This window comes from Deinococcus sp. NW-56, from assembly GCF_002953415.1.
Lineage (GTDB): Bacteria > Deinococcota > Deinococci > Deinococcales > Deinococcaceae > Deinococcus.
In genome coordinates, this window is the sequence record NZ_CP026516.1 from 1,992,425 (window position 1) to 2,008,592 (window position 16,168).

The 16,168-nt window shown below is 68.3% G+C and carries 25 protein-coding genes; 2 read left to right on the forward strand and 23 right to left on the reverse strand.

Going from position 1 to position 16,168, the window contains the following annotated elements:
- Positions 1 to 56 precede the first annotated feature (56 nt).
- Complete coding sequence (locus tag C3K08_RS10000; protein ID WP_104991175.1) at positions 57 to 548, reverse strand: DUF4384 domain-containing protein; 492 nt, start codon at positions 546 to 548, stop codon at positions 57 to 59.
- A 102-nt stretch (positions 549 to 650) separates the two neighbouring features.
- Here C3K08_RS10000 and ftsH point away from each other — a divergent pair, with 102 nt between their 5' ends.
- Entirely contained in the window at positions 651 to 2,552 is a 1,902-nt protein-coding gene (gene ftsH, locus C3K08_RS10005; RefSeq protein ID WP_104991176.1) for an ATP-dependent zinc metalloprotease FtsH, read from the forward strand.
- Between the two features lie 59 nt (positions 2,553 to 2,611).
- On the opposite strand, the gene C3K08_RS10010 is transcribed toward ftsH, so the two are convergent.
- The 4 genes from C3K08_RS10010 to C3K08_RS10025 are packed head-to-tail and all read right to left on the reverse strand — an operon-like array spanning position 2,612 to position 5,837.
- Entirely contained in the window at positions 2,612 to 3,793 is a 1,182-nt protein-coding gene (locus tag C3K08_RS10010; protein ID WP_104992022.1) for a mechanosensitive ion channel family protein, read from the reverse strand.
- Positions 3,794 to 3,848: 55 nt separating this feature from the next.
- A complete protein-coding gene (plsX, locus tag C3K08_RS10015) occupies positions 3,849 to 4,877 on the reverse strand; it encodes a phosphate acyltransferase PlsX (RefSeq protein WP_104991177.1) in 1,029 nt (342 codons plus the stop codon).
- Positions 4,867 to 5,454: an NYN domain-containing protein gene (locus C3K08_RS10020; protein WP_104991178.1), complete on the reverse strand. Its 588-nt coding sequence runs from the start codon at positions 5,452 to 5,454 to the stop codon at positions 4,867 to 4,869. Before C3K08_RS10020 ends, plsX begins: the two co-directional genes overlap by 11 nt.
- Positions 5,455 to 5,492: 38 nt before the next feature.
- Entirely contained in the window at positions 5,493 to 5,837 is a 345-nt protein-coding gene (locus tag C3K08_RS10025) for a DUF309 domain-containing protein (RefSeq protein WP_104991179.1), read from the reverse strand.
- Between the two features lie 95 nt (positions 5,838 to 5,932).
- Here C3K08_RS10025 and trxA point away from each other — a divergent pair, with 95 nt between their 5' ends.
- Positions 5,933 to 6,265, forward strand: coding sequence for a thioredoxin (gene trxA, locus C3K08_RS10030; RefSeq protein WP_104991180.1), 333 nt, complete (start codon positions 5,933 to 5,935; stop codon positions 6,263 to 6,265).
- A gap of 52 nt (positions 6,266 to 6,317) precedes the next feature.
- On the opposite strand, the gene C3K08_RS10035 is transcribed toward trxA, so the two are convergent.
- The 18 genes from C3K08_RS10035 to rplE form a co-directional block, all read right to left on the reverse strand.
- On the reverse strand, positions 6,318 to 6,890 hold the full coding sequence (locus C3K08_RS10035; protein ID WP_104991181.1) for an alpha/beta hydrolase: 573 nt from the start codon (positions 6,888 to 6,890) through the stop codon (positions 6,318 to 6,320).
- A gap of 73 nt (positions 6,891 to 6,963) precedes the next feature.
- Positions 6,964 to 7,314: a 50S ribosomal protein L17 gene (rplQ, locus tag C3K08_RS10040; protein WP_104991182.1), complete on the reverse strand. Its 351-nt coding sequence runs from the start codon at positions 7,312 to 7,314 to the stop codon at positions 6,964 to 6,966.
- 50 nt (positions 7,315 to 7,364) lie between these two features.
- On the reverse strand, positions 7,365 to 8,357 hold the full coding sequence (locus tag C3K08_RS10045; protein ID WP_104991183.1) for a DNA-directed RNA polymerase subunit alpha: 993 nt from the start codon (positions 8,355 to 8,357) through the stop codon (positions 7,365 to 7,367).
- A 13-nt stretch (positions 8,358 to 8,370) separates the two neighbouring features.
- Entirely contained in the window at positions 8,371 to 8,991 is a 621-nt protein-coding gene (rpsD, locus tag C3K08_RS10050) for a 30S ribosomal protein S4 (RefSeq protein WP_104991184.1), read from the reverse strand.
- A 141-nt stretch (positions 8,992 to 9,132) separates the two neighbouring features.
- Positions 9,133 to 9,528, reverse strand: a complete 396-nt coding sequence (rpsK, locus tag C3K08_RS10055) for a 30S ribosomal protein S11 (protein ID WP_104991185.1) — start codon at positions 9,526 to 9,528, stop codon at positions 9,133 to 9,135.
- A 3-nt stretch (positions 9,529 to 9,531) separates the two neighbouring features.
- Complete coding sequence (rpsM, locus tag C3K08_RS10060; protein ID WP_104991186.1) at positions 9,532 to 9,912, reverse strand: 30S ribosomal protein S13; 381 nt, start codon at positions 9,910 to 9,912, stop codon at positions 9,532 to 9,534.
- Positions 9,913 to 9,914: 2 nt separating this feature from the next.
- Complete coding sequence (gene rpmJ / locus C3K08_RS10065; RefSeq protein WP_012693977.1) at positions 9,915 to 10,028, reverse strand: 50S ribosomal protein L36; 114 nt, start codon at positions 10,026 to 10,028, stop codon at positions 9,915 to 9,917.
- A 108-nt stretch (positions 10,029 to 10,136) separates the two neighbouring features.
- Entirely contained in the window at positions 10,137 to 10,379 is a 243-nt protein-coding gene (gene infA / locus C3K08_RS10070) for a translation initiation factor IF-1 (protein ID WP_019588656.1), read from the reverse strand.
- A gap of 138 nt (positions 10,380 to 10,517) precedes the next feature.
- A complete protein-coding gene (locus C3K08_RS10075) occupies positions 10,518 to 11,111 on the reverse strand; it encodes an adenylate kinase (protein WP_104991187.1) in 594 nt (197 codons plus the stop codon).
- Positions 11,112 to 11,240: 129 nt separating this feature from the next.
- A complete protein-coding gene (gene secY / locus C3K08_RS10080; RefSeq protein WP_104991188.1) occupies positions 11,241 to 12,563 on the reverse strand; it encodes a preprotein translocase subunit SecY in 1,323 nt (440 codons plus the stop codon).
- A 1-nt stretch (position 12,564) separates the two neighbouring features.
- Positions 12,565 to 13,044, reverse strand: a complete 480-nt coding sequence (gene rplO, locus C3K08_RS10085; protein ID WP_104991189.1) for a 50S ribosomal protein L15 — start codon at positions 13,042 to 13,044, stop codon at positions 12,565 to 12,567.
- Positions 13,041 to 13,208, reverse strand: coding sequence for a 50S ribosomal protein L30 (gene rpmD, locus C3K08_RS10090; RefSeq protein WP_104992023.1), 168 nt, complete (start codon positions 13,206 to 13,208; stop codon positions 13,041 to 13,043). Before rpmD ends, rplO begins: the two co-directional genes overlap by 4 nt.
- A gap of 11 nt (positions 13,209 to 13,219) precedes the next feature.
- Positions 13,220 to 13,795, reverse strand: coding sequence for a 30S ribosomal protein S5 (gene rpsE, locus C3K08_RS10095; protein ID WP_199776915.1), 576 nt, complete (start codon positions 13,793 to 13,795; stop codon positions 13,220 to 13,222).
- On the reverse strand, positions 13,785 to 14,123 hold the full coding sequence (rplR, locus tag C3K08_RS10100; protein ID WP_104991191.1) for a 50S ribosomal protein L18: 339 nt from the start codon (positions 14,121 to 14,123) through the stop codon (positions 13,785 to 13,787). The genes rpsE and rplR overlap by 11 nt, the downstream gene beginning before the upstream one ends.
- Entirely contained in the window at positions 14,123 to 14,680 is a 558-nt protein-coding gene (rplF, locus tag C3K08_RS10105; RefSeq protein WP_104991192.1) for a 50S ribosomal protein L6, read from the reverse strand. Before rplF ends, rplR begins: the two co-directional genes overlap by 1 nt.
- A gap of 77 nt (positions 14,681 to 14,757) precedes the next feature.
- Positions 14,758 to 15,159 carry a 30S ribosomal protein S8 gene (gene rpsH, locus C3K08_RS10110; protein WP_104991193.1) on the reverse strand — a complete coding sequence of 134 codons (402 nt, stop codon included), beginning with the start codon at positions 15,157 to 15,159 and terminating at the stop codon, positions 14,758 to 14,760.
- A gap of 211 nt (positions 15,160 to 15,370) precedes the next feature.
- Entirely contained in the window at positions 15,371 to 15,556 is a 186-nt protein-coding gene (locus C3K08_RS10115) for a type Z 30S ribosomal protein S14 (protein ID WP_027460639.1), read from the reverse strand.
- 8 nt (positions 15,557 to 15,564) lie between these two features.
- Positions 15,565 to 16,104: a 50S ribosomal protein L5 gene (gene rplE, locus C3K08_RS10120; RefSeq protein ID WP_104991194.1), complete on the reverse strand. Its 540-nt coding sequence runs from the start codon at positions 16,102 to 16,104 to the stop codon at positions 15,565 to 15,567.
- Between the last annotated feature and the right edge of the window lie 64 nt (positions 16,105 to 16,168).

The following is a 16,168-nucleotide window of genomic DNA, read 5'->3' on the forward strand; positions in this document are numbered from 1 at the left end:
GCAGGGTAAACAAAAACCAGCCGCGTGGGGGCGGCTGGGGCGGTGAGGGGGGCAGCTCAGCGGATGTAGAGGTAGGTTTCCTGCACGTCGCGGTCAGCGGCGGCGTAAGGCTGCACGTAGGTGGTGGTGGCCGTGTTCCAGCGGCCGTCGGTGTAGACCCCGCTGAAGACGAGTTCGGTCGTGGGGCGCACCCGGGTGAAGATCGCCCGGACGCGCTGGAGGCCGCGCGGCGCCGCCACGTTGTAGGTCACGCCGTCCTGCGGGCGGGGAAAGACGGTGGTGCCCGCCTGCACGTAGACACCCTGCACGAGCGTGCTGGCGACGCCGCCGGGCTGCAGGGCGACCAGCGTGACGTAGCCGGGCGTGCGGGTGGTGAGCTGGAAGCGGACCTCCTCGCCCACCCGGTAGGTGGCCCCCTGGCCGCGGTCGGGGCGCAGGTCTGCGATCAGGTTGCCGCGGCTCCCGGCGAGGCCGAGGTTGCTGCCGACCGTCACGGTGCAGGAGCTGAGGCCCAGGGCGAGGGCACCGAACAAGGCGAGCTTGTGCATGGGAGCAGCCTAGTCGCCCAAGCTGACGCGCTCCTGAGAGCCGGGTGCCCGGAAGGTCAGAGAGCGCCCCATGTCGCGCCCCGGTGGGCCGTAGCATGGTGTATGCGCCGCCCCCGCCCGCACCCCGCCGTGCCCCGGCTGCTGCTGCCGCTGCTGCTGCTCGCGCCCCTGGCGACCCCCGCACAGGCGACCCGCGCGGCGGCTCCAGCCTCCGGCCCCCAGGAGACGCGGCCTGGCCCGTCCCTGCCCCCCGCCCGCTACACGCTCAATCGCCTGTTCGAGGACGCGGAAGCCGGGCGAATCCGGCTGCTGACCCTGGCGGGCACCGGGGACGCCTCGGTGTACCTGAATGATCAGACGCGGCCCGTCTCGCTGGTGGTGCCGACCGACGCCGCGACCCAGGCCTCCACCCTGACCCGGCTGCGGCAGGCCGACGTGCCCCTGCGGGTCGTGACGGGCGGTTCGCCCTTCGCGTGGGTGGGGTCGGTGCTCCCGCTGATTCTGACCGGGCTGATCCTGCTGGTGCTGTGGCGCTCGCTGCGCGGCGGGGCGGGCGGAGGGAACGCGGCGGGGAACTTCGGGAAGTCAAAGGCGGCGGTGATCAGTGAGGGGCAGATCAAACTGACCTTTGCCGATGTCGCGGGCTGTGACGAGGCCAAGAGTGACCTGCAGGAAGTCGTCGACTTCCTGCGCCACCCCGAGCGCTACCACCAGCTCGGTGCCCGCATCCCCCACGGGGTGTTGCTGGTCGGTCCTCCCGGCTCCGGCAAGACCCTGCTCGCCAAGGCGGTCGCGGGCGAAGCCCGCGTCCCCTACTTCTCCATCTCCGGCTCCGACTTCGTCGAGATGTTCGTTGGCGTCGGCGCCGCCCGCGTCCGTGACCTCTTCGAACAGGCCCGCAAGTCCGCCCCCTGCATCGTCTTCATCGATGAGATCGATGCCGTGGGTCGCAAGCGTGGGGTCAACCTCCAGGGCGGCAACGACGAGCGGGAACAGACGTTGAATCAACTGCTCGTGGAGATGGACGGCTTCGCCTCGGGGCAGGAGGTCATCATCCTGGCGGCGACCAACCGCCCGGATGTGCTGGACGCCGCGCTGCTGCGTCCAGGACGCTTCGACCGTCAGGTGGTGGTGGACGCCCCCGATGTGCGGGGGCGGGAGATGATCCTGCGCATTCATGCCCGCAAGAAGCCTCTGGATCCCAGCGTGGACCTCGGCGTCATCGCCAGAAGGACGGCGGGGATGGTGGGGGCGGATCTGGAGAACCTGCTGAACGAGGCGGCGCTGGGGGCGGCGCGGGCAGGGCGGTCGAAGATCGTGATGCGGGATGTGGAAGAAGCGCGGGACCGGGTGCTGATGGGACCGGAGCGCCGCTCGCTGGTGGTGCGGGAAGCGGACCGGCGGGTGACGGCCTACCACGAGGTCGGTCACGCCCTCGCCGCTCAACTGCTGCCCCACGCCCAGCGGGTCGCCAAGCTCACCGTGGTGCCGCGTGGCCGGGCGGCGGGCTACATGATGCCCGACGCCGACGACCGCCTGCACGTCACCCGCCCCGCGCTGGAAGACATGGTCGCCGTGGCGCTCGCGGGCCGCGCCGCCGAGGAGGTCGTGTTCGGAGAGATCACGACAGGTGCCCAGAACGACTTCCAGCAGGCGACCGGCCTCGCCCGGCGAATGGTCACCGAGTGGGGCATGTCGCCGCGCATCGGCAAGGTGGCGCTGGCCGAGGGCGAGGGAAGCTTCCTGGGGGGCGGCCCGCAGCTCGTGCCCATGAGCGAGGCGACCGCGCACACGGTGGACGAGGAGGTCCGGGGCATCATCGAGGCGGCCTACGCCCGCGCCGTCGCCCTGCTGCAGACGCACCTGGTCCGCGTCCACGAGGTCGTCGAGGTGCTGATGCGCCGCGAGACGCTCAGCGGGGAGGAGTTCTCCACCCTGCTCGCGGGCGGCACGCTGGACGAGTTGCCCCCGGCCCCCCTCCCCCCCGCGCCGCTGCCCGCCTGAGGGACAGATGGAGCGAGCCGCCGACCCACACGGTTCGGCGGCTTCTCTAGGCCCAGCGATCAGATCTCCTCGTCCTCCGGGTCGCGCATCCGGGAGGGCGGGACCGGGGGCTGGGTGCGGTTCTGCTCGCGGCGGGGGTCGGAGATAGGGGCACCCCCCGCCACCTTGATTTCCAGCGGGGTCGAGCCGAAGCTCAGGCTGCGCTGCGGGGCCGGAATCTCGATGCCCGCCTCATCCATGGCGATCTTGATGCGGCGGTTGAACTCGCGGCCCAGGGCGTACTGGCCCTTGGGCTGCACCTTGTACAGCGCCCGCAGGGTCACGCCGTCGGGGGCGAGGCGGGTCACGCCCTGAATCTCGGGTTCCTCCAGAAAGGACGCCGCCCACGCCGGGTCCGCGTACAGTTCGCGGCTGACCCGCTCCAGCACCCGCAGCGCCTCGTCGATATCCGCGCCGTAGGTCACGTCCACCGTGGCGACCACCCGCGACCAGTCCTTGCTGCTCACGCTGACCGTCTGAATCTGTCCGTTGGGAATGATGTGCACGGTGCCGTCGAGCGCCCGCAGGGCCGTCAGCCGCAGGTTGAGCCGCTCAACCGTGCCCGAGAGCTGCCCGGTATTGACGGTGATCACGTCGCCCACCCCGTACTGGTCTTCGAGCAGGATGAAAAAGCCGGTGAACACGTCCTTGATCAGGCTCTGGGCGCCGAAGCCCACCGCGAGGCCCAGCACCGACACGCCCGCCAGCAGGCTGGTCGCGTTGACCCCCAGCGCCTGCAATCCGGCGATCAGGGCGAGAATCACCAGCGCGACCTTGAGGGTGCTGTCCACCACCCCCCGCAGGGTCTGCACCCGCACGGTGCGGCGGTTGAATTCTTCCTCCGCCACGATGCGCGAGGTCAGGGTGCCGATCAGGTTCCAGCCGATCAGGGACAGTGCCACGATCACGAGGACCTGCCCGGCGGTGTGCCGGAAGCCCTCCACGATGTCCCCGCCGAGGTCGAACAGCACGGGCACGCTGGGGAGGTAGGCCACCCGTGTGGCGACCGCCAGCCACCCCAGCGCCACCACGGCGGTCCACAGCCAGCCCAGCCCCGACACCAACCGGGGGGCGGCATGACTCTCCAGCGCCCGCAGCACGGTCCGTCCGAAGCGGTAGAGCGCGTATGCCACCACCAGGGTCAGCCCCAGGCCGAGCCAGACCTGGGGCTTCTGAAATTGAAAGGCGAGTTCGTTCAGCAGGTCATCGGACATCGCTCCAGCCTCGCATGGGGAGGTGAGGCTGGGCAACGCCGGGTCAGGCCGGGGCCAGCGCCGCCTCCAGCCGGGCAATCAGGTCGGCCTCGTGGGCGCGGGCGGCCCGCAGCAGGGCATTCTTGACCGCGCGGGCGTCGGCGCTGCCGTGGCCGATGAAGGCCAGCCCCCGCACCCCGATTAGGATGCTTGCTCCGTAGGTGCTGGGGTCCATCCGCTCGGCCAGCCCCCGCAGCGCTGGGCGCACCAGCAGGCCGCCCACCTTGGTCTTCAGGCTGCCCCCCAGCGCCTCACGCACCCACCCGAAGAGGACCTTGGCCTCGCCCTCCGCGAGCTTGAGGACCACGTTGCCGGTAAAGCCGTCGGTCACCACGATGTCGGTGGTCCCATGGAAGAGGTCGCGGCCCTCCACGTTGCCGTGGAAGGTGATGCCGTGGCCGTGCAGCTCGCGCAGCAGACCATGCGCCTCCAGCACGAGCTGGCTGCCCTTGTGGGCTTCCTCCCCGATGGAGAGCAGGCCCACCGTGGGGTTCTCGCGGTCTTCCACCACCCGCAGGTACACGGTCGCCAGCCGCGCCCACTGCGCGAGGTACGCCGCCTTCACGTCCGCGTTCGCACCCACGTCCAGCAGGGTCACGAAGCCCTTCTGACTGGGGAGGTGCGTCAGGATGGCCGGGCGGTCCACCCCCTTCACGCGCCCCAGCGTCAGCAGCGCCGAGGCCATCGTCGCCCCGCTGTGGCCCATGCTGACGGCGGCGGCGGCCTTCCCCTCCTTCACCAGCCGGGTGCAGACGTTGATGCTCGCCCCCGTGCGGCTCCGCACGTCGGAGGCGTGCTCGTCCATGCCGATCACATCGGGTGCGTCGACCACGTCCAGCGGCAGGCTGGCGCTGCCAGGGTGCTTGCCGAGTTCGGCATGCAGCGCTACCCGCGGCCCGACGAGCAGCACGGGCACCCCCGCGCGGGCGGCCTGCACCGCGCCCTCCACATTCGGCACGGCCCCGTGGTCCCCGCCCACCGCGTCGAGGGCGATGGGCAGGGTGGTCTTCGGGGTGCCCGGCTCAGCGTTCATCCGGCTCCGTCAGCGCAGCCGTGACGTAAAAGGGGCGGCTTCCGGCTTCGGCGCGGCCCTCGCTGGGCAGACGGTAGCCGGGGCGCTCCACCTCGGGGCGCAGGGCCGAGAGGTCCACGTACTCGTCGGCGGCATTTCGCAACTCGTAGCTCGTCATCTCGGGAATGCTCGCCACGACCACCCGCTTGCCCCGCGCCCGCAGCACCTCGACCGGGCGCTCGAAGTCGCCGTCGCCGGTCAGCAGGATGGCGGTGTCATAGCGGTCGGCCGTGGTCAGCAAGTCGGTCACCAGAAAGATGTCGAGGCTGGCGCGGCGCTGCGTCTCGCCGTGCTCGTCGGTGACCTCGCGCAGCGGGCGGGTGCGGACCGTATAGCCCATGTAGGTCAGGGCGTCCACGAAGCGCTTTTGCTTGTCGTCGGGGTGGGCGGGCACGGCGGTGTAATAGAAGGCGTTGTGGAGGGTGGCGCCCGCGCGGAAGTGCTCCAGAATCTTGCGGTGGTCGAAGTTCCAACCCAGGCGGCGGGCCGCCGCGTAGACGTTGGCCCCGTCAATAAAGAGGGCAATGCGTTCGGTCATAGGGGCTCCTGCCGGGGCACGTCGTGGCCCCGGCACCCTCAGCATACGGGACCCTGCTCCAGCCCAAGCTGTGGCCGCCCGGCCGGGTCGTGCAGCGCGGCCCACACCTCCGAGCGCAGCCGCCGCAGGTCCACCCCGCCGTAGGTGTCGGGGAGGCGCCCCAGGTACCCCTCCGCTTTGTGGAAGTTGCGGTGGGTCAAGCTGCCGTGGTGCCAGCGCTTGTGCAGGGCGGCGGCGAGCAGGATCAACGCTTGCAGGAAGTCGCGCTCCACCCCCGTCGCCGTGCGCCACGGCACCTCCCAGGCCTCGTGGGCCTCCCACCACTTGCCCGCGTCGAAGAGCCGGGCGCCCTCGCGCAGATGCTCCTGCCCTTCCCCGGTCATGGCCGCAGCCTAGCGCGTCCCGCCCGTGAACCCACCGTTAGGTGCCCTGCATCTGGCCCATATCCACCCATGCCCCCGGGGGGTATACTCGGCCCATGAAGCCTGTGGAACTCACGGACAGCAACTTCCAGAGCGAGACCGCCCAGGGCCTGACCCTGGTGGACTTCTGGGCGCCCTGGTGCGGTCCCTGCCGCATCATCGCCCCGGTCATCGAGGAACTCGCCGGGCAGTACGAGGGCCGGGTCAAGGTTGCCAAGCTCAACGTGGACGACAACCCCAGCGTCTCCGGCCAGTACCGCGTGATGAGCATCCCCACCATGATCCTGTTCAAGGACGGCCAGCCTGTCGAGGGCATGGTCGGTGCCCAGCCTAAGCGGGCCTTCGAGGCGCTGCTCGACAAGTACGCGGCGGCCAGCGTCACGAACTGACCTCCTCACGACTGCGCGGGCCGCCTCTTCTCGGGGCGGCCCTTCGTCATGGTCAGAAGCGGGTGATCGGCGGCGGGGTCCAGGCGTGTAGACACTCGGAGAGCAGCACCTCGCCGTCGGGCCACGCCCCATGCCCGCTTGCCACGTTGAGGTGCCCGGCCTGCCCCGCCGTGACAAACTCGGCGCCCCAGGATTCCGCGAAGCTCTGCGCCCGCTCGAACGTGGCGAACGGGTCATTCTCGCTGGCGACCACGAGGGCCGGAAAGGGCAGCGGCTCCAGCGGAGTCGGAGCCAGGTCGCGTACGCCGGGGAACTGCGCGTAGGTGGTGCCCTGGTCTGCATCAGTTGGAGCGACCAGCAGCGCTCCCCTCACCCGCTCGTGCCCGCCATAGAGCCGCGCCCAGTGGACGATGGTCAGCACGCCGCAGGAATGCCCCACCAGCACCAGTTCGCCGGGCGTCGCCTCCACGACCTCCTGCAGCCGGGCACTCCAGGCTTCCGGTGTGGGCTGCTCCGGGTCGTCCTGCCGCACCCGCGCCGCCCCGAACTGCCGCTCCCAGAGGGTCTGCCAGTGCCCTGGCCCGCTGTCGCCCAATCCGGGCACGATTACGAGGGTGGGGGTCATGACCGAGGCTATCAGTCTTCAGCGGTCAGCAACGAAAAAACCCCGCCGAAGCGGGGCTGGGAACTCCTCTGGATCAGACGAGTTCGATCAGGGCCATCGTGACGCCGTCGCCGCGACGGGTGCCCACGCGCAGGATGCGGGTGTAGCCACCGGGACGGTCGGCGTACTTGGGGGCGACCTCGTCCATGACCTTGCGGACCACAGCGGTGTCGTGGATGTCGCGGGCGACGAGGCGGCGGGCGTGCAGGTCCCCACCCTTGGCGGTGGTGATCAGCTTCTCGACGTAGGGGCGCAGCTCCTTGGCCTTGGTGAGGGTCGTCTGGATGCGGCCCTCACGCAGCAGCGCCGTCGCCTGGGCGCGGGCCAGGGCGGTGCGGGCGCTGCTGTTGCGGTTGAGCTTGCGACCGGCTTTACCGTGACGCATGGGGAATCTCCTTGGGGGTCGGGCGCGGCAGCAACGTCCGCGCCCCTGAATTAGTCACGCAGGGCGAGGCCGAACTGCGCGAGCTGCTGCTTGATCTCGTCGAGGCTGCGCTCGCCGATGCCGGGCACCTTCTTCAGGTCGCGGTCGCTCAGCGCACACAGGGCGTCCACGCTGTCGATGCCTTCCTCCTTGAGGGAGTGCAGCACGCGGGTGGTCAGGCCCAGGCCTTCGAGGGTCACGCGGGGCGTATCGAGGTCGCCCGCCGGGTACGAGCCGGGGTCGAGGTCGGGCATCCGGGGCAGTTCAGGCGTCGCCACCGCCACCGGGGCCGCCGGCGTGTAGGCCGGGGTCAGCTCGGGAGCGGCGGGCAGCGTTTCCACGTTGCCGAACACCGTCAGCTCGTCGCGCAGAATCTCGACGGCCTTGTCCAGCGTGTCCTGGGGGCCGACGCTGCCGTCGGTCCAGACGCGCAGGATCAGGCGGTCCAGGTCGGTCTGCTGGCCCACGCGGGTGTTCTCCACGTGGTAGGCCACCCGGCGCACCGGCGAGAACACGGCGTCCACCGGGATCGAGTTGATGCGGTCCTTGGTGGAGTGCTTGTCGGCGGGGACATACCCCTCGCCTTCCTCGACGCGCACCTCCATTACCAGCTTGCCGTCTTCGGCGAGCGTGGCGATGGGGAGGTCGGGGTTGACGATCTCGGCGTCACTGGGCACCTCGAAGGCGCTCGCCCGCACCACGCCCTCGCCCTGCGCCCGCAGGGTCAGGGTCTTGGGGCCGGGGGCGTGGAACTTCACGACGAGTTCCTTGAGGTTCAGAATGATCCGGATGACGTCTTCCTTGACGCCGGGGATGGTCGAAAACTCATGGAGGACATCCTCGATGTACACGCTCGTCACGGCGGTGCCGGGGATCGAGGACATCAGGATGCGCCGGATGGGATTCCCGATGGTGACGCCGTAGCCGCGCGCGAGCGGTTCGAGCACGAACTCGCCGTAATCGCCGTCGACGCGGGCCTTGAGTTGAGGGCGCTTTTGATCCACTGGGGCCTCCCGATTAGCGCGAGTAGTACTCGATGATGAAGTTCTCGTTGATGGGCAGGGCGAGGTCTTCACGCGCGGGGAGGCGCACGAAGGTGCCGCTGAAGGTCTCGGGGTTCAGTTCGATCCAGGGGCTGACGCGGCGGCGCTTTTGCGCCTCCATGTTCTCCTGAATAAAGCCCATGGAACGGCTCTTCTCGGAAACGGTGATCTCGTCGCCGATCTTGACCCGGTAGCTGGGAATATCCACCCGCTTGCCGTTGACGAGCACGTGCCCGTGGCCGACAAACTGCCGGGCCTGGCGGCGGGTGCTGGCAAAGCCCATGCGGAAGACGACGTTGTCCAGGCGGCGTTCGAGCAGTTGCAGGAACACCGTGCCGGTCACGCCGGGCACGTTCGCCGCCTCCTCGAAGAGGTTGCGGAACTGCTTTTCGTTCATGCCGTACAGCCGGGCAAGCTTCTGCTTTTCACGCAGGCGCACGCTGTAGTCGCTGGGGCGGCCACGACCCCGGCGCTGCCCGTGCTGACCGGGCGCGTAGGGACGCCGGTCGAGGTACTTCTGGACTTTCTCGGTCTCCGCGAGGTTAATGCCCTCGCGGCGGCTGAGCTTGGTAATGGAACCACGGAAACGACCCATGTCTTGACTCTCCTTGCGGTTTCAGGCGTCAGGCCTGCAAACCGGGTCTGCGGCCCTCTGGTGCCCGCTTCCTCGCCGGTGGTGCGGCTCTCTTCCCAGGGGGAAGGCGGAAGCGGGACAGGTGGGCGCGCGCAGCGCGGGTTAGGCGCGGAACTTCTTCTTGGGGCGGCAGCCGTTGTGGGGCACGGGGCTGTCGTCCATGATGGACTTCACTTCGATGCCGGAGGCCTGAATGGCGCGGATCGCCTGCTCGCGGCCCGAACCGGTGCCGCGCACGATGACGTCCACGATGTTCATGCCGAAGGTCTGCTGCGCCTTCTTCACGGCGTCAGCAGCGGCGAGCTGGGCCGCGTAGGGCGTGCCCTTCTTGCTGCCCTTGTAGCCGATCGTGCCGCCCGAGGACCACGCGACGGAGTTGCCGTCGAGGTCGGTGATGGTCACGATGGTGTTGTTGTAGCTCGCGTGCACGTACGCGCGGCCCGCGCTGATGTTGCGCCGGGCGCGGCGGGGGGTCTTGCCCTTGGTGGTCTTCGCCATGGCTTACTTCCTCGTCGCCTTCTTCTTGCCCGCGACGGTCTTGCGCGGTCCCTTGCGGGTGCGGGCGTTCGTCTTGGTGCGCTGGCCGCGCACGGGCAGGCCGCGGCGGTGGCGCAGGCCGCGGTACGCGCCGATGTCCATCAGGCGCTTGATGTTCTGGCCAACTTCCGAGCGGAGGTCACCCTCCACCTTGAAGGTGCGCTCGATTACATCCCGCAGGGTGCTCTGGTCCGCTTCGGAGAGGTTCTTGACGCGGGTGTCGGGGCTGATTCCCGTCTGCGCCAGCACTTCCTTGGAGCGGGTCAGGCCGATCCCGTAGATATAGGTCAGGGCGATCTCAACGCGCTTCTCGCGCGGAAGGTCTACACCGGCAATACGCGCCATGCTTAGCCCTGCCTCTGCTTGTGCTTGACATTGGAGCAGATGACCAGCACGCGCCCGTGGCGGCGGATCACCTTGCAGTTGTCGCACATCTTCTTGACACTGCTGCGAACTTTCATGCGTCCTCCTCGCAGCCGCCTCACGTCACCGCCCATCCTGGCGGCGCGCTCAGCAGCGCTCGACCCCCCGGAGCCGGGGAATCTGATGGGTATCCGTGCCCGGAAGGGCTACTTGCGGTAGACGATGCGGCCCCGCGACGTGTCGTAGGGGCTGATCTCCAGAACCACACGGTCACCGGGCAGAATCCGGATGTAGTGAATCCGCATCTTGCCGCTGATGTACGCCAGAATGTCGTGCCCGGTATCGAGCTTGACCCGGAAGGTGGTGTTGGGCAGCGCCTCTTCGACTACGCCCTCGGCCCGCACGGTATCGGATTCTTCCTTCTTGCGCTTTTCCCGCTGTTCCGGCATCTTTCGTCTTGCCACGTAACCTCCAGGCCTGATACAAGCCAAAGGGGAAGTTAGCACGCCGGGGGGGGCGGGGGCAAGCGCCCCGCTTCCCGGAGAGCCTCGCGGCTCTGGCCCACATCAGCCCTGTTCAGGCTTGTCTTAGTGGAGCACGGCCGCGATCCGCCCGTAAACCTCGTCCATGGTCCCCACGCCGTCCACGGAGCGCAGGTGCCCGCGCGTTTCGTAGTAGTCGATCAGCGGCTGGGTCTGCTCGCGGTAAACCTGCTGGCGCCTCCGGGCGACCTCCTCGGTGTCGTCGCTGCGTACGGGTTCGCCCCGTGCGGCGGCCTGCCGTCCCCGCTCCACGATGCGTTCGATCAGCAACTCGTCGGGGACTTCGAGCAGCGGAACGGCGGTGACGGGGGCGCCGAGGTCCTCCAGCAGCCGGTCGAGGGCCTCGGCCTGGGCACGGGTGCGCGGAAAGCCGTCGAAGATCACCCGCACCGCATTCATCCCCCTCAAGTAGTCCCGGATCAAGGCGATCAGGATGTCGTCGGGCACCAAGGCGCCCGCATCGAGAATCGGCTTGACCTGCTGGCCCAACTCCGTGCCGCGCGCGACGTGGTCACGCAGGATGTCCCCTGTGCTGATCTTGGTCAGGCCCTCTTCCCGGGCCAGGCGCTCGGCCTGGGTGCCCTTTCCGGCGCCGGGGGGGCCAAGAAAGATCACGACCTTGTTTCCGGATTGTGTCATCGTTCCTCCTTCAGGGAGTACAGCATAGAGGCCGCGCGGCAGCCCGGGCCTGTCTCCCCGGACGTGACGGGCACGCGGAACCCAAAAAAACCGCCCACCCGGAGGTGAGCGGCTGGAGCAGAGGCGACTTCAGTTCAGGCGGCCACGGATGCGGCCCTTGCTGATAAAGCCGTCGTAGCGCCGCACGGTGAGCTGCGCTTCGAGCTGCTTGAGGGTCTCGAGTGCCACGCCCACGATAATCAGCAGGCCGGTGCCGCTGAACTGGAAGGTGGTGATGCCCGTCGCCCGCTGCACGATCTGGGGAAAGACCGTCAGCACGACCAGGAAGATCGCGCCCCACAGGCTCAGGCGGCTGCTGATGCCGCCCAGGTACTCGGCGGTCGCCGTGCCCGGCCGCACGCCGGGAATGAAGCCGCCCGCCTCGCGCAATTGCTCGCTGATGCGCTTGGGGTCGAACTGCACGCTGTTGTACAGGTACGTGAACCCGAAGATCAGCGCCGCTTCCAGCAGGATGTACCAGGGGCTGCCGAAGGTCAGGTACGTCTGGATAAACGCGTTGACCTCGGGCGCCCGCTCGGCGGTGGCGCTGCCGATCAGGTTGGGGAGGATCAGCATCGCCGAGGCGAAAATCACCGGAATCACGCCCGCCTGGTTCACCTTGATCGGGAGCCAGGTGGCCTGCCCGCCCAGGTTACGGGCCGCCCCGCCGGGCGCTCCCCCACGGGCGCGGGCGTAGGTGACGGGCACCCGGCGCTCGCCCTGGTACACGTACACGATGCCCGCGATGGTCACCAGAATCACGGCCGCGAAGGCCAGGATCTGCAGCAGCGACACCTGCTCGGTGCGGAACAGCTCGCCCGTCGCCGCGATCTCACGCGGATAGTTGGCGATGATCCCCGCCGTGATGATCAGGCTGATGCCGTTGCCGACCCCCACCTCGGTGATGCGCTCGCCGATCCAGAGGGTAAAGGCGATGCCCGCCACCTGGGTCAGTACCATCACCAGGATGGTGAAGAGGCCGGGGTCCCAGCCCACCGCGATGAACTGCGGGTTGCTGGTGATGTACAGCGAGAAGAACAGGGCCTGAAAGGTCCCCAGCGCGACCGCCGCGTAGCGGGTGTACTGGTTGATCTTCTTGCGGCCCTCCTCGCCCTCCTTGCTGAGTTTTTCCAGCGAGGGGACGGTGGTCGTCAGCAGCTGAATCACGATGCTGGCCGTGATGTACGGCAGCACCCCCAGCGCGAAGATCGAGAACTGCGAAAGATTGCCGCCCGAGATCAGGCTGATCAACCCGAAAAGGCCACCCGAGGTGGCCTCCGCGAGAGCGGCTGCATTGACGCCCGGCGTCGGAATGGTACTTCCGAAACGGAAGACGGCAAGCAGCAGCAGGGTGAAGACAATCTTCCGCCGCAGGTCCGGAATCCGGAACGCGTCGCGGAAGGCGCGCAGCATGTTACTCTGCCTGCTCTATCGGGGCCTGCTCGGCGTTCTCGCTGCTGGCCTGGGCGATCACAACCCGGCCGCCCGCCGCTTCCACGGCGCGGACCGCCGACTCGCTCGCCGCGTCCACGTGCACGGTCACGGCGCGGGTCAGTTCGCCGCGGCCCAGCAGCTTGACGGGGCGGTTCTTGCGCCGCACCAGTCCAGCCAGTTCCAGCGCCGCGCGGTCGAAGGTCTCCCCTTCCAGCCCGGCAAGCTGACCAAGGTTGACGACCTCGTAGGTCGTGCCGACGTTGTTGAAGCCGCGCTTGGGCAGCCTCGAGATCAGCGTGCTGCGGCCACCTTCAAAGAAGGAACCCTTGCCCGCGCCGCTGCGGGCCTTCTGGCCCTTGTGCCCGCGACCGGCGGTCTTGTCGGTGCCGCCGGGGCCACGGCCCACGCGCTTGCGGTTCTTGCGGCTGCCGGGCGCCGGGGTCAGTTCGTGGAGCTTCACGCTTCCACCTCCACCAGATGTTGAACGGTCTTGATCATGCCGCGCACGGCGGGGGTGTCCACCAGTTCACGGGTGTCGCCGATCTTGCGCAGGCCCAGCGCCTTGACGGTCTGCACCTGATTCTCGGGACGGCCGATCACGCTGCGGCGCAGGGTCACCTTCACGGTCGAGGAGGTCACAGGGCACCTCCCGCCTGGGCTGCACCGGCCTCGGTGGTCGCCGAAACCGCAGCAGAACCCGCCACGCGGGGCTGGGTGTCCAGACCACGGGCCGAACGCACCTGCTTGGCGGTGCGCAGGTTCTTCAGGCCGTCGAACACCGCGTAGGCCACGTTGACCTTGTTGCGGCTGCCGAGTTCCTTGGAGAGCATGTTGGTGATGCCCGCCAGCTCGGCGATCGAACGGGGCACGGTGCCCGCGATCACGCCGGTACCGGGGCCTGCAGGCTTGAGCAGCACGCGGCTGGTGGAGTTCTCACCGACGATGTCGTGGGGAATGGTGCCGTTTTCCACCGGCACGGAGATCATGTTCTTGCGGGCGATCGCCTTGGCCTTCTCGATGGCGACGGGCACTTCCTTGGCCTTGCCGATGCCCATGCCGACGCGGCCGTTGCGGTCACCCAAGATTACGAGCGCGGCGAAGCGGAAGCGGCGCCCCCCCTGGTAGGTCTTGGAGGTACGGTTGACGAAGAGCATCTTCTCTTCGAACTCGCTGGTCTCCCGCTCGCGGTCATTGCGACGATTAAAAGTCAAGGCCACCCTCCCGCGCCGCGTCTGCGAGCGCTTTGACCCGGCCGTGGTACTTGTACCCGGCGCGGTCGAACACGACCTGCTTGACACCCTTGGCCACGGCGGCCTCGGCCAGCGCCCGGCCCACCGCCGCGGCGGTGTCGGTCTTGGTCCCGGTCTTGACGGCGCTGCTGCTCGCCGCCGCCAGCGTGGTCCCGGTGGTGTCGTCGATAATCTGGGCGTAGATGTGCTTGCTGGAGCGGAACACGCTGAGGCGCGGGCGCTCCGCCGCCGCGACACGCACCTTGCGGCGGGTGCGCAGCTTGCGCCGAATGGCAGTCTGGTTCGCCATTACTTCTTCCCTTTCCCGCCGGTGGCCCCGGCTTTACCAGCCTTGAGGGCGATCTGCTCGCCCACGAAACGCACACCCTTGCCGTGGTAGGCATCAGGCTTGCGCACCTTGCGCACGTTGGCGGCAACCTGCCCCACGAGCTGCTTGTCGATGCCCGACACGTCGATGCGGGTGGGCTCGGGCACCGTGAAGGTCACGCCTGCGGGCGGCTCGATCACGACCGGGTGGCTGTAACCGATGGTCATCTCGAGGTTCTTGCCCGTGAGCTTGGCGCGGTAACCGACGCCGCGCAGTTCGAGGTTGATGGTGAAGCCGTCCGACACGCCCTTGACGGCGTTGGCGACCAGCGTGCGGGTCAGGCCGTGCAGGGCGCGGTGCTCCTGGCGGTCGCTGGGCCGCGTCACGAGAAGCTGATCGCCTTCGGTCGCGATGGTCAGGGCGGGGTTGTAGGGCACGGCGAGTTCGCCCTTGGGGCCTTTGGCGCGGAACAGTCCGCCCTCGGCGCTCACGGTCACGCCGCTGGGCACGGCGATGGGTTGTTTACCAATACGGGACATGGCTGTCCTCCTTGAGTCCTTAAGTTCTGAGCAGCCGCGCGGAGTGCATGCGCGGGCCAGAGGTCAGGGCTGCGGGCTTACCAGAGAACGCAGACGACTTCGCCGCCCACGCCCTGCTGACGCGCCTCGCGGTCGGGCAGCAGGCCCCTGCTCGTCGAGACGACGGCGAGGCCCAGCCCGCGCTGGACGCGGGGCAGGTTCTCGGCGCTCACGTAGGCGCGGCGACCGGGGCGGCTGACGCGCTCGATGTGCTTGATGACCTGCTCGCGCTTGGCGCCGTACTTCAGGGTCAGGCGCAGCACGTCGAACTTCTGGCCTTCGGGGCGCACGCGCTCCACGTTGGCCACGTAGCCTTCGCGCATCAGCAGTCGGGCAAGCTCTTCCTTGAACTTGGAAGCCGGGATGTCGACGCTCTCCTTATAGGTGCGCGTCGCGTTGCGGATGCGCGTGAGCATGTCGGCGATGGGATCACTCAGCATGATTCTCCTCCGGGGGCTGGGCCTGAATGCAGGAGCCCCGGCTGGGGGGAAGCTGCGCCCACGTGTGAGGCAGCTTCCGGAGTCTTCCCAAAGAATGTGGTCCTGCTGGGGCAGGCGCTTCTTCTGTTGGGTCCTGAGCCCTGAACCGGACGATCACTGCCCAAAGGGGGCCAGTTCGTATCCGGCGAGGGGGTGGGGGCGGCGGGCGGTGTTACCAGCTCGCCTTTTTGACGCCGGGGAGTTCCCCACGGTGCGCCAGTTCGCGGATGCAGATGCGGCACATTCCGAAGAACCGGTAGTAGCCACGGGCGCGGCCACAGCGGCTGCACCGGTTGTAGTTCTGCACGGCAAACTTGCTGCCACGCTGCGCCTTCACGACTTTAGAGGTGTTCGCCATGTCAGTCCTTATTTCCGGAAGGGGAGGCCCATGGCCTGCAGGAGCGCCCGGGCTTCCTCGTCGGTCTTCGCGGTGGTCACGATGGTGATGTCCATCCCGCGCACCTTGTCGACCATATCATAGGTAATTTCCGGGAAGATCAGTTGCTCCTTGATACCGAGGTTGTAGTTGCCACGGCCGTCAAAGGCGTTGGGGTTGATCCCGCGGAAGTCACGGATACGGGGCAGGCCGATGTTGATCAGCTTTTCCAAGAACACGTACATGCGCTCGCCGCGCAGCGTGACCTTGATGCCGACTGGCATGCCCTGGCGGAGCTTGAAGTTGGAGATGCTCTTTTTCGCCTTGGTGATGATAGGCTTTTGCAGGGTGATCAGCGCCAGCTCACGGGCCGCCTTGTCGATGGCCTTGGAGTCTTCCTTCGAGGACCCCAGGCCCTCGTTGATCACGATCTTCTCGATGCGCGGCACGGCCATCACGCTGGAGTAGCCGAACTGGCCCATCAGCGCGGGGCGCACCTGCTCGTTGTACTTGGTCTTCAGGGTCTGCATGTCTCTGGCCTCTCTTCGGGCGGGCTGGGTCGCCCGGGTTCACGCGCGGGGGGCGTGGCCCTGA

Excerpts from the sequence above, each read along its gene's own strand:
- C3K08_RS10000 (WP_104991175.1), bottom strand. The coding sequence starts at position 548 with ATGCACAAGCTCGCCTTGTTCGGTGCCCTCGCCCTGGGCCTCAGCTCC.
- ftsH (WP_104991176.1), top strand. The coding sequence starts at position 651 with ATGCGCCGCCCCCGCCCGCACCCCGCCGTGCCCCGGCTGCTGCTGCCG.
- plsX (WP_104991177.1), bottom strand. The coding sequence starts at position 4,877 with ATGAACGCTGAGCCGGGCACCCCGAAGACCACCCTGCCCATCGCCCTC.
- C3K08_RS10020 (WP_104991178.1), bottom strand. The coding sequence starts at position 5,454 with ATGACCGAACGCATTGCCCTCTTTATTGACGGGGCCAACGTCTACGCG.
- C3K08_RS10025 (WP_104991179.1), bottom strand. The coding sequence starts at position 5,837 with ATGACCGGGGAAGGGCAGGAGCATCTGCGCGAGGGCGCCCGGCTCTTC.
- trxA (WP_104991180.1), top strand. The coding sequence starts at position 5,933 with ATGAAGCCTGTGGAACTCACGGACAGCAACTTCCAGAGCGAGACCGCC.
- C3K08_RS10035 (WP_104991181.1), bottom strand. The coding sequence starts at position 6,890 with ATGACCCCCACCCTCGTAATCGTGCCCGGATTGGGCGACAGCGGGCCA.
- rplQ (WP_104991182.1), bottom strand. The coding sequence starts at position 7,314 with ATGCGTCACGGTAAAGCCGGTCGCAAGCTCAACCGCAACAGCAGCGCC.
- rpsD (WP_104991184.1), bottom strand. The coding sequence starts at position 8,991 with ATGGGTCGTTTCCGTGGTTCCATTACCAAGCTCAGCCGCCGCGAGGGC.
- rpsK (WP_104991185.1), bottom strand. The coding sequence starts at position 9,528 with ATGGCGAAGACCACCAAGGGCAAGACCCCCCGCCGCGCCCGGCGCAAC.
- rpsM (WP_104991186.1), bottom strand. The coding sequence starts at position 9,912 with ATGGCGCGTATTGCCGGTGTAGACCTTCCGCGCGAGAAGCGCGTTGAG.
- rpmJ (WP_012693977.1), bottom strand. The coding sequence starts at position 10,028 with ATGAAAGTTCGCAGCAGTGTCAAGAAGATGTGCGACAACTGCAAGGTG.
- infA (WP_019588656.1), bottom strand. The coding sequence starts at position 10,379 with ATGCCGGAACAGCGGGAAAAGCGCAAGAAGGAAGAATCCGATACCGTG.
- C3K08_RS10075 (WP_104991187.1), bottom strand. The coding sequence starts at position 11,111 with ATGACACAATCCGGAAACAAGGTCGTGATCTTTCTTGGCCCCCCCGGC.
- secY (WP_104991188.1), bottom strand. The coding sequence starts at position 12,563 with ATGCTGCGCGCCTTCCGCGACGCGTTCCGGATTCCGGACCTGCGGCGG.
- rplR (WP_104991191.1), bottom strand. The coding sequence starts at position 14,123 with ATGGCGAACCAGACTGCCATTCGGCGCAAGCTGCGCACCCGCCGCAAG.
- rplF (WP_104991192.1), bottom strand. The coding sequence starts at position 14,680 with ATGTCCCGTATTGGTAAACAACCCATCGCCGTGCCCAGCGGCGTGACC.
- rpsH (WP_104991193.1), bottom strand. The coding sequence starts at position 15,159 with ATGCTGAGTGATCCCATCGCCGACATGCTCACGCGCATCCGCAACGCG.
- C3K08_RS10115 (WP_027460639.1), bottom strand. The coding sequence starts at position 15,556 with ATGGCGAACACCTCTAAAGTCGTGAAGGCGCAGCGTGGCAGCAAGTTT.
- rplE (WP_104991194.1), bottom strand. The coding sequence starts at position 16,104 with ATGCAGACCCTGAAGACCAAGTACAACGAGCAGGTGCGCCCCGCGCTG.